Here is a 16,744-nt window from a genome sequence, read left to right on the forward strand (position 1 = left end):
CGCCATGTTGCAAGTCAGTGTTTATCGCTACAACCCTGATCAGGACGCCGCGCCGTTCATGCAGGATTTCCAGGTCGATACCGGTGGTAAAGACCTGATGGTGCTGGACGTGCTGGCCCTGATCAAAGAGCAGGACGAAGGTTTCTCCTATCGTCGCTCCTGCCGTGAAGGCGTCTGCGGCTCCGACGGCATGAACATCAACGGCAAGAACGGTCTGGCCTGCATCACGCCGCTGTCTGCCGTTGTAAAAGGCAACAAACTGATCGTTCGTCCGCTGCCAGGTTTGCCGGTTATCCGTGACCTGGTCGTCGATATGAGCATCTTCTACAAGCAATACGAGAAGGTGAAGCCTTACCTGCAGAACGACACGCCGGCTCCGGCCATCGAGCGTCTGCAGTCGCCAGAAGAGCGCGAAAAGCTCGACGGTCTGTACGAGTGCATCCTGTGCGCCTGCTGCTCGACCTCTTGCCCGTCCTTCTGGTGGAACCCGGACAAGTTCCTGGGTCCTGCTGCGCTGCTGCAAGCCTACCGCTTCCTGGCAGACAGTCGCGACACCAAGACCAGCGAGCGTCTGGCTTCACTTGACGACCCGTTCAGCGTTTTCCGCTGCCGGGGCATCATGAACTGCGTCAACGTATGTCCGAAAGGCCTGAACCCGACTAAGGCCATCGGTCACATCCGTAACATGCTGCTTTCGAGCGGCGTGTGATTCAGCTGCTGTAACCGTTGCACCGTAGAGGCTGTGGCGCGGGCTTCAACCCGCGTCATGGCTATAACCAGAGCCGTAGCCATAAGCTGCAGCTCTTCTTTTGAAGAAATGAGACAAGCAGGGGCATCCGGGCTGGTACCCGGACTATCAGTGTGATCCTAGGTGGCTTGTTTTAGTCGCTGCATTCGGACTTCTGCAAGTTTGCTCGGTGTCGACACCGATGGTGTTCCCCTAACCGAGGGTGACCAAGCATGCAAGAAAGCGTGATGCAGCGCATGTGGAACAGCGCCTACCTTTCAGGTGGAAACGCTGCCTATGTGGAAGAGCTTTATGAGCTCTACCTGCACGACCCTAACGCTGTGCCAGAAGAGTGGCGCACCTACTTTCAGAAGTTGCCAGCCGACGGCAACTCTGCCACTGATGTTTCGCACTCGACGATTCGCGATCATTTCGTGCTGCTGGCAAAGAACCAGCGCCGCGCCCAACCGGTTTCCGCCGGCAGCGTGAGCAGTGAGCACGAGAAGAAGCAAGTTGAAGTGCTGCGATTGATCCAGGCCTACCGTATGCGTGGCCACCAGGCAGCCCAGCTTGACCCGCTGGGGCTGTGGCAGCGTCCTGCACCTGCAGACCTGTCGATCAATCATTACGGCTTGACCAATGCCGATCTTGATACGACCTTCCGTGCCGGCGACCTGTTCATCGGCAAAGAGGAAGCGAGCCTACGCGAAATTCACGAAGCGTTGCAGCAGACATATTGCCGCACCATCGGCGCTGAATTCACGCACATCACCGATTCCGAGCAGCGCCAGTGGTTCCAGCAGCGTCTGGAAAGCGTGCGTGGTCGTCCGACGTACTCCGCCGACATCAAGAGCCACCTGCTTGAGCGCGTGACTGCCGGTGAAGGCCTGGAAAAATACCTGGGCACCAAATACCCGGGCACCAAGCGTTTCGGTCTGGAAGGCGGCGAAAGCCTGATTCCGATGCTCGACGAACTGATCCAGCGTTCCGGCTCGTACGGCACCAAGGAAGTCGTCATCGGCATGGCCCACCGTGGCCGTCTGAACGTGCTGGTCAATACCTTCGGCAAGAACCCGCGCGAGCTGTTCGACGAGTTCGAAGGCAAGAAGAAGGTCGAGCTCGGTTCCGGTGACGTCAAATACCACCAGGGCTTCTCGTCCAACGTGATGACCACCGGCGGTGAAGTTCACCTCGCCATGGCGTTCAACCCGTCCCACCTGGAAATCGTTTCCCCGGTGGTCGAAGGTTCGGTGCGCGCCCGTCAGGACCGTCGCAACGACCTGACCGGTGAGAAAGTTCTGCCGATCTCCATCCACGGTGACGCGGCATTCGCCGGTCAGGGCGTGGTCATGGAAACCTTCCAGATGTCGCAGACCCGCGGTTTCAAGACCGGCGGTACCGTGCACATCGTGATCAACAACCAGGTTGGTTTCACCATCAGCAACCCGCTGGACTCGCGCTCCACCGAGTACGCCACCGACGTTGCCAAGATGATCCAGGCGCCGATCCTCCATGTGAATGGTGATGATCCGGAAGCCGTGCTGTTCGTGACCCAACTGGCCATCGACTACCGCATGCAGTTCAAGCGTGACGTGGTGATCGATCTGGTCTGCTACCGTCGTCGCGGCCACAACGAGGCCGACGAGCCAAGCGGCACCCAGCCCCTGATGTATCAGCAGATCACCAAGCAGCGCACCACCCGTGAGCTGTACGCTGATCGCCTGACCCAGGCCGGTGTGCTCGACGCTGAACGTGTCCAGGCCAAGGTCGACGAATACCGCAACGCGCTGGACAACGGTCTGCACGTGGTGAAATCGCTGGTCAAAGAGCCGAACAAAGAGCTGTTCGTCGACTGGCGTCCGTACCTGGGCCACGCCTGGACCGCGCGTCACGACACGCGTTTCGATCTCAAAACCTTGCAAGAACTGTCCGCCAAGCTGCTGGAAATTCCGGAAGGCTTCGTCGTTCAGCGTCAGGTCGCGAAGATCTACGAAGACCGTCAGAAGATGCAAGCCGGCGGCCTGCCGATCAACTGGGGTTACGCCGAAACCATGGCGTACGCGACCCTGGCGTTCGAAGGTCACCCGATTCGCATGACTGGTCAGGACATCGGCCGCGGTACGTTCTCGCACCGTCACGCTGTGTTGCACAACCAGAAAGACGCGGGCACCTACATTCCGCTGCAGAACCTGTACGACGGTCAGCCACGTTTCGACCTGTACGACTCGTTCCTCTCGGAAGAAGCGGTACTGGCATTCGAATACGGTTACTCGACCACCACGCCAAACGCGCTGGTGATCTGGGAAGCCCAGTTCGGCGACTTCGCCAACGGTGCTCAGGTCGTGATCGACCAGTTCATCACCAGCGGCGAGCACAAGTGGGGCCGTCTCTGCGGTCTGACCATGCTGCTGCCACACGGTTACGAAGGTCAGGGCCCTGAGCACAGCTCGGCTCGTCTTGAGCGTTACCTGCAGCTGTGCGCCGAGCACAACATTCAGGTGTGCATGCCGACCACGCCAGCGCAGATCTACCACTTGCTGCGTCGTCAGGTGATTCGTCCGCTGCGCAAGCCGCTGGTCGTGCTGACGCCGAAGTCGCTGCTGCGCCACAAGCTGGCCATCTCGACGCTGGAAGATCTGGCCGAAGGTTCGTTCCAGACCGTGATCCCGGAAATCGACGCACTGGACCCGAAAAAGGTCGAGCGCGTGGTTCTGTGCAGCGGCAAGGTCTACTACGACCTGCTGGAAAAACGCCGTGCCGAAGGCCGCGAAGATATCGCCATCGTGCGTATCGAGCAGCTGTATCCGTTCCCTGAGGACGACTTGAAAGAAGTCCTGGCTCCATACACCAACGTCAAACACGCCGTTTGGTGTCAGGAAGAGCCGATGAACCAGGGTGCCTGGTACTGCAGCCAGCATCACTTGCGTCGCAGCATCGCCAACCTCGACAAGACTCTCGTACTTGAGTACGCGGGCCGTGAGGCTTCGGCTGCGCCAGCTTGTGGTTACGCATCGATGCACGCCGAGCAGCAGGAAAAACTGCTGCAAGATGCTTTCACTGTTTAACGCCTTCGCGCTGACTGAAACCGAATTTTAAGGACCCACAGATAATGGCTATCGAAATCAAAGCCCCGTCATTCCCGGAATCGGTTGCCGATGGCACCGTTGCCACCTGGCACAAAAAACCAGGTGAGGTCGTCAAGCGTGACGACCTGATCGTCGACATCGAAACCGACAAAGTCGTGCTCGAAGTGTTGGCTGAAGCGGACGGCGTGCTGGGCGCAATCGTTGCCGAAGAGGGCGCTACCGTTCTGTCGAACCAGGTTCTGGGCTCGATCGAAGAGGGCGGCGCTGCTGCCGCTCCTGCCGCCGCTGCTGCTCCGGCTGCTACTGCCGCTGCCGCACCGGCTGCTGCCGATGGCGAAGATGACCCGATCGCAGCTCCTGCCGCTCGCAAGCTGGCTGAAGAGAACGGCATCAACATCGCTTCCGTTGCCGGCACCGGCAAGGGCGGTCGTGTGACCAAGGAAGACGTGGTAGCAGCAGTTGCTGCGAAGAAAGCCGCTCCGGCTGCCGCACCTGCCAAGGCTGCTGCTCCTTCGGCTGCTGCGCCTGTGTTCGCTGCCGGCGACCGCATCGAGAAGCGCGTACCGATGACTCGCGTACGTGCCACCGTGGCCAAGCGTCTGGTTGAAGCCCAGTCGAACATGGCGATGCTGACCACGTTCAACGAAGTCGACATGACCGAAGTCATGGCCCTGCGTTCGAAGTACAAGGACCTGTTCGAGAAGTCCCACAACGGCGTACGCCTGGGCTTCATGTCGTTCTTCGTGAAAGCGGCCACCGAAGCGCTGAAACGCTTCCCGGCTGTCAACGCGTCGATCGACGGCGGCGACATCGTTTACCACGGCTATGCGGACATCGGCGTTGCCGTTTCCAGCGACCGTGGCCTGGTGGTACCGGTTCTGCGTAACGCCGAGCTGATGAGCCTGGCTGAAATCGAAGGCGGCATCGCAACATTTGGCAAGAAAGCCCGTGACGGCAAACTGTCGATGGACGAGATGACCGGTGGTACCTTCACCATCACCAACGGTGGTACCTTCGGTTCGATGATGTCGACGCCGATCGTCAACCCGCCGCAGGCAGCGATTCTGGGCATGCACAACATCATCCAGCGTCCGATGGCCATCAACGGTCAGGTCGTGATCCGTCCGATGATGTACCTGGCTCTGTCCTACGATCACCGCCTGATCGATGGCAAAGAAGCTGTGACCTTCCTGGTGACCATCAAGAACCTGCTGGAAGATCCGGCTCGTCTGTTGCTGGATATCTAAAAAGCAGCTGCAAGCTTTCAGCTACAAGCCTCAAGCTCAAGGCGAGCGGGTGGGCTTGCAGCTTGAAGCTTGCGGCTTGTAGCTTTATTGCTAAAGAGGATTTTTTGAATGTCGCAGAAATTTGACGTAGTAGTGATCGGTGCCGGCCCTGGTGGCTATGTAGCGGCCATCAAGGCTGCTCAGTTGGGCCTGACCACTGCCTGCATCGAGAAGTACACCGACGCAGAGGGCAAGCAAGCCCTGGGCGGTACCTGCCTGAACGTGGGTTGCATTCCTTCCAAGGCGCTGCTCGACAGCTCGTGGAAATACAAGGAAGCCAAAGAGAGCTTCAACGTTCACGGTATCTCGACCGGCGAAGTCAAAATGGACGTCGCTGCGATGGTTGGCCGCAAGGCTGGCATCGTCAAGAACCTGACCGGCGGCGTTGCCACCCTGTTCAAGGCCAACGGCGTTACTTCGATCCAGGGCCACGGCAAGCTGCTGGCCGGCAAGAAAGTCGAAGTCACCAAGCCGGACGGTTCGGTTGAAGTCATCGAAGCGGAAAACGTCATCCTCGCGCCAGGTTCGCGTCCGATCGACATTCCACCGGCTCCGGTTGACCAGAAAGTCATCGTCGATTCGACTGGCGCTCTGGAATTCCAGTCCGTACCTAAACGTCTGGGCGTGATCGGCGCTGGCGTGATCGGTCTGGAGCTGGGTTCGGTATGGTCGCGTCTGGGTGCAGAAGTGACTGTTCTCGAAGCGCTGGACACCTTCCTGATGGCAGCGGACACCGCTGTTTCCAAGGAAGCGCTGAAAACCCTGACCAAGCAGGGTCTGGATATCAAGCTGGGCGCTCGCGTTACCGGTTCGAAAGTCAACGGCGAAGAAGTCGTCGTCAACTACACCGATGCCAACGGCGAACAGACCATCACTTTCGACAAGCTGATCGTAGCCGTTGGTCGCCGTCCGGTGACCACTGATCTGCTGTCCGCCGACTGCGGCGTGGAAATCGACGAGCGCGGTTTCATCGCGGTCGATGACCATTGCGTCACAGCTGTACCGGGCGTCTTCGCCATCGGTGACGTGGTTCGCGGCATGATGCTGGCCCACAAGGCGTCCGAAGAAGGCATCATGGTTGTCGAGCGCATCAAGGGCCACAAGGCTCAGATGAACTATGATTTGATCCCTTCGGTTATTTATACTCACCCGGAAATCGCGTGGGTTGGCAAAACCGAGCAGGCGCTGAAGGCCGAAGGCGTTGAAGTCAACGTCGGCACCTTCCCGTTCGCCGCTTCCGGCCGTGCCATGGCTGCCAACGATACCGGTGGTTTCGTCAAGGTCATCGCCGATGCCAAGACCGACCGCGTATTGGGCGTGCACGTGATTGGCCCGAGCGCTGCAGAACTGGTTCAGCAGGGCGCGATCGGTATGGAATTCGGCACCAGCGCTGAAGACTTGGGCATGATGGTTTTCTCCCATCCGACCCTGTCCGAAGCCTTGCACGAAGCTGCTCTGGCAGTGAATGGCGGCGCCATTCACATTGCCAACCGCAAGAAGCGTTAAGACATAATAAGAAACCACGGCGGTAGCGGCCCGTCGTGAGCCTTGCGAGCAAGACTCACCGCGGAATGTCCGCCGGACGCAGTCTTGCGTAGCCCAGCTACGCAAGCAGCAGTCACAGGTGGCGCGGCACTCAAACGAGCGCAGCGCCGAATGCGCAGTACCTAACGAAGACGGTAAAAAGCATGAATCTTCACGAGTATCAGGGTAAGCAGCTGTTCGCTGAATACGGCCTGCCAGTTTCCACTGGTTATGCAGTAGACACCCCGGAAGCAGCAGCAGAAGCTTGCGACAAGATCGGCGGCAACGAGTGGGTCGTCAAAGCCCAGGTTCACGCCGGTGGTCGCGGTAAAGCGGGCGGCGTAAAGCTGGTTCGCAGCAAAGAAGACGCCAAAGCCTTCGCACAGCAGTGGCTGGGCAAGCGTCTGGTGACTTACCAGACTGACGCCAATGGCCAGCCAGTCACCAAGATCCTGGTTGAATCGTGCACTGATATCGCTAAAGAGCTGTACCTGGGCGCTGTCGTTGACCGTTCGAGCCGTCGCATCGTGTTCATGGCTTCCACCGAAGGTGGCGTGGACATCGAGAAAATCGCTCACGACACTCCAGAAAAAATTCTCAAGGCCACTATCGATCCACTGGTTGGCGCTCAGCCATCCCAGGGTCGCGAGCTGGCATTCCAGCTGGGTCTGGAAGGCAAGCAGGTCACTCAGTTCGCCAAGATCTTCGTCGGTCTGGCCAAGCTGTTCAAAGACCACGACCTGGCTCTGCTGGAAGTGAACCCGCTGGTGATCAAGGCTGACGGCGATCTGCACTGCCTCGACGCGAAGATCAACATCGACGCCAACGCCATGTACCGTCAGCCTAAGCTGAAGGCTTTCCACGATCCGTCGCAGGACGATCCGCGCGAAGCGCACGCTGCCAAGTTCGAACTGAACTACGTAGCCCTGGAAGGCAACATCGGCTGCATGGTCAACGGTGCCGGTCTGGCCATGGGTACCATGGACATCGTCAACCTGCATGGCGGCAAGCCAGCCAACTTCCTCGACGTAGGTGGTGGCGCTACCAAGGAACGCGTTACTGAAGCGTTCAAGATCATCCTGTCCGACCAGAACGTCGCGGCAGTACTGGTCAACATCTTCGGCGGCATCGTTCGCTGCGACATGATTGCCGAAGGCATCATCGGCGCTGTGAAAGAAGTCGGCGTGAAAATCCCGGTTGTTGTTCGCCTTGAAGGCAACAACGCTGAGCTGGGCGCTAAAGTACTGGCAGAAAGCGGTTTGAACATCATCGCTGCAACCAGCCTGACCGACGCTGCTCAACAAGTTGTCAAAGCTGCGGAGGGCAAATAATGAGCGTCCTGATCAATAAAGACACCAAAGTTATCTGCCAGGGTATTACCGGTTCGCAAGGTAGTTTCCACACCCAGCAAGCCATCGAATACGGCACCAAGATGGTTGGCGGCGTAACTCCGGGCAAAGGCGGCACCGAGCACCTGGGTCTGCCAGTGTTCAACACCGTAAAAGACGCAGTAGCTGCCACTGGCGCTACCGCCAGCGTGATCTATGTTCCGGCTCCGTTCTGCAAGGACTCGATCCTGGAAGCGGCATTCGGCGGCATCAAGCTGATCGTCTGCATCACCGAAGGCATTCCTACCCTGGACATGCTGGACGCCAAAGTTAAGTGCGACGAGCTGGGCGTAGTCCTTATCGGCCCTAACTGCCCAGGCGTGATCACCCCGGGCGAATGCAAGATCGGCATCATGCCAGGTCACATTCACTTGCCAGGCAAGGTCGGTATCGTTTCGCGTTCCGGCACCCTGACCTACGAAGCTGTGAAGCAGACCACTGACGCCGGTTTCGGTCAGTCGACTTGCGTCGGCATCGGCGGTGACCCGATCCCGGGTTCGAACTTCATCGACATCCTGAAGCTGTTCCAGGAAGACCCGAAGACCGAAGCGATCGTGATGATCGGCGAGATCGGCGGTTCGGCTGAAGAAGAAGCGGCTGCCTACATCAAGGCTAACGTGACCAAGCCGGTTGTTTCCTACATCGCTGGTGTGACTGCTCCTCCGGGCAAGCGCATGGGCCATGCTGGCGCAATCATCTCTGGCGGCAAAGGCACTGCAGACGAGAAATTCGCTGCGCTGCAAGACGCAGGCGTTAAAACCGTGCGTTCGCTGGCAGACATCGGCAAGGCCCTGGCCGAGCTGACTGGCTGGGAAGTGAAGAAGTAAGCTTCGGCTGACTTTTTAGCTCCAGCAGCAAAGGCCACCTTCGGGTGGCCTTTGTCGTTTCTGGCGTATGAGAATTTTGAGCGCTGTTGTGGCGAGGGGATTTATCCCCGCTGGGCTGCGAAGCGGCCCCCATGCAAGCGTCCATGATCAGTCAGGCAGTTCCAGCTCGGATTCTTTGGGACTGCTGCGCAGTCCAACGGGGATAAATCCCCTCGCCACAGGTTTGCTGTGTTCTCTGTATGAAAAATAGATATGTAAACGCGACACGGAAACGTCGCGTATCGGATAGTTCGCCCTCCAACAGTGCGTTTGTCCGCCAAATTCGTTAGGCTGGCCGCCATTTTTGCGTCCGCCGCCCACAAGGCAGCCACGCGCTTTAAGGGTCAGTCCCATACGGATCGACAGCATTTCCCTAATCCAACAGGGCAATCCCCCTCTAAATTCCGATTTCAGTAGTGTGGTATTTCCTTAATGAAAGTTTTGAAAGGTCAGGACATCCTGGCACTTGGTTTTATGACGTTTGCCCTGTTTGTCGGGGCCGGTAACATCATTTTCCCGCCGATCGTCGGCTTGCAGGCCGGGCCTCATGTCTGGATGGCCGCGCTGGGCTTTCTGATTACCGCCGTCGGTTTGCCGGTGGTCACCGTGGTGGCGCTGGCCAAGGTCGGCGGCGCGATGGATGCGCTGAGCAGCCCGATCGGCAAGATCGCCGGCGGTATCCTCGCGGCGGCATGCTATCTGGCTGTGGGTCCGCTGTTCGCCACTCCGCGTACCGCGACCGTTTCCTTCGAAGTGGGTCTGGCGCCATTGACCGGCGAGAGCCCGCTGGCGCTGTTCCTCTACAGCTCGGTGTACTTCCTCTTGGTGTTCTTCATTTCGCTCTACCCTGGGCGTTTGCTGGATACCGTGGGCCGCTTCCTCGCACCGCTGAAAATCATTGCACTGGCAGTACTGGGCATTGCCGCATTCGCCTTGCCGGCGGGTGACATCGGTCACGGCACTCCAGAGTATGTGGCGGCACCGTTTTCCCAAGGCTTCATCAATGGTTACCTGACCATGGATACCCTTGGCGCACTGGTATTCGGCATCGTTATCGTCAACGCGATCCGCTCCCGTGGCGTCGAGTCGCCAGCGCTGATCACCCGTTACGCGATCATTGCCGGGCTGATTGCCGGCGTGGGTCTGGCACTGGTCTACGTCAGCCTGTTCCGCCTCGGGTCCGGCAGCCATGAAGTCGCGGTCGGCGCCACCAACGGCGCGGCGGTGTTGCATGCTTACGTGCAGCACACCTTCGGTTCGCTGGGCAGCGGTTTCCTTGCGGTGCTGATCTCGCTGGCGTGTCTGGTCACGGCGGTCGGCCTGACCTGTGCCTGTGCTGAATACTTCAGCCGTGTGCTGCCACTGTCCTACAAGACGCTGGTGATTATCCTCGCGGCGTTCTCGCTGCTGGTCTCCAACCTTGGTCTGACCAAGCTCATTGCTTTCTCGATTCCGGTACTCACTGCGATCTACCCGCCGTGCATCGTTCTGGTCGCGCTGAGCTTCTGCAAGGATTTCTGGCATGAGCACGGGCGCATTCTTGGCCCGGTGATGCTGGTTTCCTTCGTTTTCGGCACCATCGACGCCCTGAAAGGCGCTGGTCTGGCCGACTGGATGCCAACTCAGCTGACCCATCTGCCGCTGAGCGAGCAGGGTCTGGCGTGGCTGGTGCCGTGCGTGATGACCCTGGTGGTGGCCGTGGTCTGCGATCGCCTGCTGGGCAAGCGCAGCGAAGTCACTGCCTGACGGGGTTCGGACCCGCCACAAGTGGGTCAGCCCCGGTTAAACAGAAATGCCCCGTATCAATCGATACGGGGCATTTTTTATCAGAGCTGATAATCCTCAGCCCAGATAACGTACGACCAGAGCTCCCACATTGACGTTGTCGCTGTCACGGCTCAGGAGTATTCGCTTGTCGGGCTGTACTGCCACCGAGATCCATTGCATACCGGGCCCCATAGAGTGAGTTACGTATCCCTTGCCATCTCCAAAGGTTGTGTCCAGTTCACCCGTTGCCAGATAGCGGCAGGCAAGCATTTGCTCCCTGGTTATTTGCCCTGTACTCCCCACCACAACCAAGCCATCCTCAGGCTCACCACTTAGATCGAACAAAGTGCAACCGTCGGTTAATCCAAGATCAGTGACTACAGGCTTACCCTGATTGAATGCGAGATTTGGTCTACCGTTCGGGTTGTACGCGGCCATCATTGCTTTGCGTCCTTTACCCCAAACGTCGTCAGGCGATGTGTCGACCTGGCCAGCAACAAAGAAGCTGCCGTCAGCACGTAACATCAGGCTTCGTACGCTGGCCGGGTAATCCGATGGAATGTAGACGGTCCCGGTGCCATCATCGCCGAAGTCTTTATGGGGTGTTCCATCGACGTTCAGGCGCACAATCTTTCCTTCTCCAGCCCTCGAACCTGCGACTGTGATTACTCCATCCTCTGCCACTGAAATCGAAGCAATGCCCATTGCAAGATCCAGCCAGCCTTTGTTGTTGAAAGCGGTATCGAAATCTCCTTTCTGATCAAGTCTGAACAGTCGGTCGCTTTGACCGACGAGTATTTTTTCATCAGCAGTCAGTACTAACCTGGTTCTGGATTGCGACTTGATGGAAGCTTCCGGTTTTGGCAATTGCGATTCGGACTGTGGCAGGAAAGGGACGTAAACCGTCCCATCGGGACCGAAATCGCGATCTCTTTGACCATCAGCGAAGAATCTGGCAAGCGCAAATCGGGTTCCTTGGTCCTCATCATATTGATACCCAAAAAGCAGCGCCTTACCGTCTTTATAAAGACAGGCGCCAGTGCCGCTGGCTTGTCCCGAACCTGTAAACGTACCTACGATCAAACCGTTTTCGTTGAAGCCAGTATCGTTAGTACCGTCTGCCAGTAATTGCGCCAAATGAAAACTGGCCTTGCCCTCTACAAAAGTTTGTCCCACGAGAAGGATCTTTCCATCCGGGCGCAAGCCTGCGATGTTCAAAGCCTGGCTTCCCGCAGCAAATGAATCGGCGTACCCCCGGTTGCCAAACGTTGTGTCAATGGGCAGCGCAGCGTTCAAAGGTGTCATGCTCAAATCCTTGTCTGATAGGGGGGCGGTCAGTGTTCCCGTTTGAGAAAACGACCTTATGCCTCGCCATACCCTCGGCGCTACTGTCAGAGTTGACAGGTATAAGCCTTTGAAAGCTGATAGCTGCGGTCTATTTTGAATGTATTTGACTCTTCAATGAGCGTGTCTTTTTACGAGCCAACACGTCGAAACGAAGGGTTCCCTCCATCATTCCTCTTGCTCAGGACAACGAATGTCGTTCATCCAAGCCAATCTGATCCACTTGCTCGCCGCCGTCTGGTTTGTCGTCTGCTGGGGCGGTTACACCCGTTATGCCACCTGGAAGGCCCGTGATACGGCGTGTCTGGCCAGCGTGTTGCACCTGTACCGCGAAGACTGGATGCGCCGCATGCTGCTGCGTGACAACCGCATCGCCGATGCCAGCGTGATCGGCAATCTGGAGCGCAACGCCTCGTTCTTCGCCTCCAGCACGCTGATCATCCTTGCCGGTATCCTCACCGTGCTCGGTGCGTCCGACCGAGCCGTGTCGTTGTTGGCGGATATTCCGATGGTGCAGCAGGCGTCGCAGGGCATGTCGGAGATCAAGTTGCTGTGCCTGGCACTGGTGTTCGTCTATGCGTTCTTCACGTTCAGCTGGTGCATGCGCCAATACAACTTCGCGGCGATTCTGGTCGGTTCAGCGCCGATGATCGGCGAGCGCCAAGTGACCGAGCAGGAACGCAAGGCCTTCGCTTCACGGGCGGCGCGGGTGATTTCGATGGCGGCCAACCAGTTCAACTTCGGCCTGCGTTCTTATTACTTCGGCATGAGTATGCTGGCCTGGTTCGTCAGTCCGTGGCTGTTCATGATCATGAGCGCGGGAGTCGTGGTGGTGTTGTATCGCCGCGAGTTTCATTCCGACGTTCTCGATGTCATGGTCTATACCCCTACAGAGACGCCCGTCCCTGAGGCAAACAAAGAGGCTGTTTGATGAGTATTCCGTTCTGGTGTGTGTTTATCAGTGCTTTATTGATCTACGTGGCGCGCATGCCGGTGGCCAAGGCCATGAAAGAGCAGGGCGGGTATGACAATCACTTGCCGCGGCAGCAGCAGGCGCAGTTGACCGGCTTCGGTGCGAGGGCGCTGGCGGCCCATCAGAACAGCATTGAAGCCTTCATCCTCTTCGCTGTCGGCGTGCTGATGGCGCACACCACGCAAACCGCGGGTTGGCTGATCGATGCGCTGGCGATCATCTTCGTGATCTCGCGAGTGTTCTATCTGTGGTTCTATCTGGCCGATCTGGCGAAGTTGCGCAGCCTGATGTGGCTAGTTGGCTTCATCTGTTCGTTGTTGCTGATGATTAGTCCGACTTTTAGAACCGTGTTGCTCTAACCGGTAAATCGCAGGCAAAAGAAAACCCGCACATGGCGGGTTTTCTTTCACACCAGAAAGCTTATTGCTTTTTGGCGGCTTCTTCTTGAGCAGCGGCGTTCGATTCAGCCTGAGCTTTGGCAGCTTCGGCGTTTTCTTTTGCTGCGTCGTTCACTTTATCCTGAGCTTTGTTCATGTCTTGCTGAGCTTGCTCAGCATGTTGGTTGGCATCTTGAGCTTTGTCCTCGGATTTTTTATCGCAGGCAGCGAGACCGAGGGAAGCGGTCAACATCAAGGCAATAGCTAAAGTCTTACGCATGGGGTGTATCTCCTTATGGAAAATAACTACTGGCCTTAAGAACTCGGCGCTACGGGTTAAGTTCCTCAATTGTTTCAGATATATAAGTTTGTTTTATCACGGAACTTTTGCCGCTTTTCTCAATACTGGCACAAGGCCCAAACGCGAGTAATTATCACATGGCCGAAAACCCCGTTTTTGAGCGCGCGACGCGCTTTTTATCGGCATTGCGCCACTGTCAGGTCCTCGGTCTGCAGGTGCACAGTGCCTCCAGCGAAGGGCTGACGGTGATCCTGCCGTACAGCGAAAAAATCGTCGGCAATCCCGAAACCGGAGTCATCCACGGCGGTGCCATCACTTCATTGATGGACACTGCATGCGGCATGTCGACCTTGTGCGTGCTGCCGGAGTTCGAAGTCTGTCCGACCCTCGATCTGCGCATCGACTACATGCACGCCGCTGAACCGAACAAAGCGGTGTACGGCTTTGCCCAGTGCTATCGCGTCACCACCGACGTGATCTTTGCCCGTGGTTTTGCCTACCAGGACGATCCCGAGCAACCGATTGCCCACGTCGTCGGCACATTCATGCGCATGGGCATCGGTCTGAAGGGCAGCAAAGGTTTCGCGGGCGCGATCAAGGGAGCGAGCCAATGAGCAACGATCTCAGGGAGCAGCTGCAACAGGCCCATGCACAGGGCGATTACACGCCGCTGCTGGCACTGATTCCTTATGCCGGGCTGATCGGTATCGAATGTTCGCGGGTTGGTGATGAGCTCTTGTTCAAGCTGCCGGCGAACAAGGACAACATTGGTAACCCTTTATTGCCGGCGATCCATGGTGGCGTGATTGCCGGCTTCATGGAGCTGGCCGCAGCCCTGCATTTGCTGATTTTCACCCGCACGCCGGGTGTGCCGAAGATCATCGATTTTTCCCTCGATTACCTGCGCGCCGGGCAGTTTCGGGACACTTGGGCCAGGTGTCAGGTCTGCCGTCAGGGCCGTCGCGTCGCTAACGTAGCGGTAACTGCCTGGCAGAGTACCGAGGCCGAACCGATCGCCACCGCTCGCGCGCACTTCAAAATTGATGAGCCCTTGAAATCCTGAACAGCGCCCCCAACTCAGATGACAACCCGCCGCAGACCATTTCGGGTCGCGGCCACTGCCATCTGATTGGAGTTTGATGACCATGAGTGTGGAAACTCAAAAGGAAACCCTGGGCTTCCAGACCGAGGTAAAGCAGCTGCTGCACCTCATGATCCATTCGCTGTATTCGAATAAGGAAATTTTCCTTCGCGAATTGATCTCGAACGCCTCTGACGCTGTCGACAAGCTGCGCTTCGAAGCCCTGGCCAAGCCGGAGTTGCTCGAAGGTGGCGCTGACCTGAAAATCCGTGTGAGCTTCGACAAGGACGCCAAGACCGTCACCCTCGAAGACAACGGTATCGGCATGAACCGTGACGATGTGATCACCCACCTGGGGACCATCGCCAAATCCGGCACCGCCGACTTCATGAAAAACCTGTCCGGCGATCAGAAGAAAGATTCGCACCTCATCGGCCAGTTCGGTGTCGGCTTCTACTCGGCCTTCATCGTTGCCGACAAGGTTGATGTTTACAGCCGTCGCGCCGGCACCGATGCCAGCGAAGGCGTGCACTGGTCGTCGAAAGGCGAGGGCGAGTTCGAAGTCGCCACTATCGACAAGCCAGAGCGCGGCACCCGCATCGTCCTGCATCTGAAGTCCGGTGAAGACGAATTCGCTGATGGCTGGCGTCTGCGCAACATCATCAAGAAGTACTCCGACCACATCGCTTTGCCGATCGAACTGCCGAAGGAAGTCACTCCGGCCGAAGGCGAAGAGGCTCCGGCCGTTGAATGGGAAACCGTCAACCGTGCCAGCGCCCTGTGGACCCGTCCGCGCACTGAAGTCAAAGACGAGGAATACCAGGAGTTCTACAAACACATCGCTCACGACTTCGAAAATCCGCTGTCGTGGAGCCACAACAAGGTTGAAGGCAAGCTTGAGTACAGCTCGCTGCTGTACGTGCCGGCCCGCGCGCCGTTCGACCTGTACCAGCGTGAAGCGCCGAAAGGCCTGAAGCTGTACGTGCAGCGTGTGTTTGTGATGGATCAGGCCGAGTCGTTCCTGCCGCTGTACCTGCGCTTCATCAAAGGTGTGGTCGATTCCAACGACCTGTCGCTGAACGTGTCGCGTGAGATCCTGCAGAAAGACCCGATCATCGACTCGATGAAAACCGCGCTGACCAAGCGTGTGCTCGACATGCTGGAAAAACTGGCGAAGAACGAGCCTGAGCAATACAAAGGCTTCTGGAAAAGCTTCGGTCAGGTCATGAAAGAAGGCCCGGCAGAAGACTTCGCCAACAAAGAGAAAATTGCCGGTCTGCTGCGTTTCGCATCGACCCAGGGCGACGACGGCGAGCAGGTTGTCGGTCTGGCTGACTACCTGGCCCGCGCCAAGGAAGGTCAGGACAAGATCTACTACCTCACCGGCGAAACCTACGCGCAGGTCAAGAACAGCCCGCACCTGGAAGTCTTCCGCAAGAAAGGCATCGAAGTGCTGCTGCTGACCGATCGCATCGACGAGTGGCTGATGAGCTACCTCAGCGAATTCGACGGCAAGACGTTTGTCGACGTGGCGCGCGGTGACCTCGATCTGGGCAACCTGGACTCGGAAGAGGACAAGAAAGCCGCAGAAGAAGTCGCCAAGTCCAAAGAAGGCCTGGTCGAGCGTCTGAAAACTGCGCTGGGTGATTCCGTGGCTGAAGTCCGCGTATCTCATCGTCTGACCGATTCGCCGGCCATTCTGGCCATCGGCGAACAGGACCTGGGCCTGCAAATGCGCCAGATCCTCGAAGCCAGCGGGCAGAAAGTCCCGGATTCGAAGCCGATCTTCGAATTCAACCCGAGCCACCCGCTGATCGAGAAACTCGATGGCGAGCAGAGCGAAGAGCGTTTTGGCGACCTTTCGCACATCCTCTTCGATCAGGCCGCCCTGGCGGCTGGCGACAGCTTGAAGGATCCGGCCGCTTACGTGCGCCGGCTGAACAAGCTGCTGGTTGAACTGTCGGTTTGATCACGTTGTAGGAAAAACCCGCTTCGGCGGGTTTTTTCGTTCTGGTGTTTACTCA

General features: G+C 57.7%; 14 protein-coding genes. 12 read left to right on the forward strand and 2 right to left on the reverse strand.

Translation table 11 applies throughout. From position 1 onward, the window contains the following. Positions 1–4: 4 nt before the first annotated feature. The 7 genes from OK411_RS09235 to brnQ all read left to right on the forward strand — a co-directional run bounded on the left by OK411_RS09235 (position 5) and on the right by brnQ (position 10,623). Positions 5–709 (forward strand): succinate dehydrogenase iron-sulfur subunit, encoded by a 705-nt coding sequence (locus tag OK411_RS09235; RefSeq protein WP_016773675.1) that lies wholly within the window; start codon positions 5–7, stop codon positions 707–709. Between the two features lie 251 nt (positions 710–960). Continuing rightward, entirely contained in the window at positions 961–3,792 is a 2,832-nt protein-coding gene (locus tag OK411_RS09240) for a 2-oxoglutarate dehydrogenase E1 component (RefSeq protein ID WP_041479560.1), read from the forward strand. A gap of 44 nt (positions 3,793–3,836) precedes the next feature. After that, positions 3,837–5,060, forward strand: coding sequence for a 2-oxoglutarate dehydrogenase complex dihydrolipoyllysine-residue succinyltransferase (gene odhB, locus OK411_RS09245; RefSeq protein ID WP_264364765.1), 1,224 nt, complete (start codon positions 3,837–3,839; stop codon positions 5,058–5,060). 108 nt (positions 5,061–5,168) lie between these two features. Then, complete coding sequence (lpdA, locus tag OK411_RS09250) at positions 5,169–6,605, forward strand: dihydrolipoyl dehydrogenase (protein ID WP_016773678.1); 1,437 nt, start codon at positions 5,169–5,171, stop codon at positions 6,603–6,605. Positions 6,606–6,787: 182 nt separating this feature from the next. Continuing rightward, positions 6,788–7,954, forward strand: coding sequence for an ADP-forming succinate--CoA ligase subunit beta (sucC, locus tag OK411_RS09255; RefSeq protein ID WP_016773679.1), 1,167 nt, complete (start codon positions 6,788–6,790; stop codon positions 7,952–7,954). Next, positions 7,954–8,838 carry a succinate--CoA ligase subunit alpha gene (sucD, locus tag OK411_RS09260; RefSeq protein WP_016773680.1) on the forward strand — a complete coding sequence of 295 codons (885 nt, stop codon included), beginning with the start codon at positions 7,954–7,956 and terminating at the stop codon, positions 8,836–8,838. Before sucC ends, sucD begins: the two co-directional genes overlap by 1 nt. A gap of 471 nt (positions 8,839–9,309) precedes the next feature. Further along, on the forward strand, positions 9,310–10,623 hold the full coding sequence (gene brnQ / locus OK411_RS09265; protein ID WP_016773681.1) for a branched-chain amino acid transport system II carrier protein: 1,314 nt from the start codon (positions 9,310–9,312) through the stop codon (positions 10,621–10,623). Positions 10,624–10,719: 96 nt separating this feature from the next. On the opposite strand, the gene OK411_RS09270 is transcribed toward brnQ, so the two are convergent. Further along, positions 10,720–11,949, reverse strand: coding sequence for a hypothetical protein (locus tag OK411_RS09270; protein ID WP_217879554.1), 1,230 nt, complete (start codon positions 11,947–11,949; stop codon positions 10,720–10,722). Between the two features lie 232 nt (positions 11,950–12,181). Here OK411_RS09270 and OK411_RS09275 point away from each other — a divergent pair, with 232 nt between their 5' ends. Further along, a complete protein-coding gene (locus OK411_RS09275) occupies positions 12,182–12,919 on the forward strand; it encodes a DUF599 domain-containing protein (RefSeq protein WP_136492222.1) in 738 nt (245 codons plus the stop codon). Continuing rightward, positions 12,919–13,320 carry an MAPEG family protein gene (locus tag OK411_RS09280; protein WP_016773683.1) on the forward strand — a complete coding sequence of 134 codons (402 nt, stop codon included), beginning with the start codon at positions 12,919–12,921 and terminating at the stop codon, positions 13,318–13,320. The genes OK411_RS09275 and OK411_RS09280 overlap by 1 nt, the downstream gene beginning before the upstream one ends. Before the next feature lie 61 nt (positions 13,321–13,381). On the opposite strand, the gene OK411_RS09285 is transcribed toward OK411_RS09280, so the two are convergent. Beyond that, a complete protein-coding gene (locus tag OK411_RS09285; protein ID WP_007959016.1) occupies positions 13,382–13,618 on the reverse strand; it encodes a hypothetical protein in 237 nt (78 codons plus the stop codon). A 158-nt stretch (positions 13,619–13,776) separates the two neighbouring features. On the opposite strand from OK411_RS09285, the gene OK411_RS09290 reads away from it, so the two are divergent. The 3 genes from OK411_RS09290 (at position 13,777) to htpG (ending at position 16,689) form a co-directional block, all read left to right on the forward strand. Beyond that, positions 13,777–14,253: a PaaI family thioesterase gene (locus OK411_RS09290; protein WP_024012154.1), complete on the forward strand. Its 477-nt coding sequence runs from the start codon at positions 13,777–13,779 to the stop codon at positions 14,251–14,253. Next, positions 14,250–14,702, forward strand: a complete 453-nt coding sequence (locus tag OK411_RS09295) for a PaaI family thioesterase (RefSeq protein WP_136492223.1) — start codon at positions 14,250–14,252, stop codon at positions 14,700–14,702. The genes OK411_RS09290 and OK411_RS09295 overlap by 4 nt, the downstream gene beginning before the upstream one ends. Before the next feature lie 82 nt (positions 14,703–14,784). After that, the gene (gene htpG, locus OK411_RS09300) at positions 14,785–16,689 is read left to right on the forward strand and encodes a molecular chaperone HtpG (RefSeq protein WP_136492224.1); all 1,905 of its coding nucleotides are present in this window, start codon (positions 14,785–14,787) and stop codon (positions 16,687–16,689) included. Positions 16,690–16,744: the final 55 nt, after the last annotated feature.

The organism is Pseudomonas sp. RG1, from assembly GCF_025910115.1.
Classification (GTDB): domain Bacteria; phylum Pseudomonadota; class Gammaproteobacteria; order Pseudomonadales; family Pseudomonadaceae; genus Aquipseudomonas; species Aquipseudomonas atacamensis.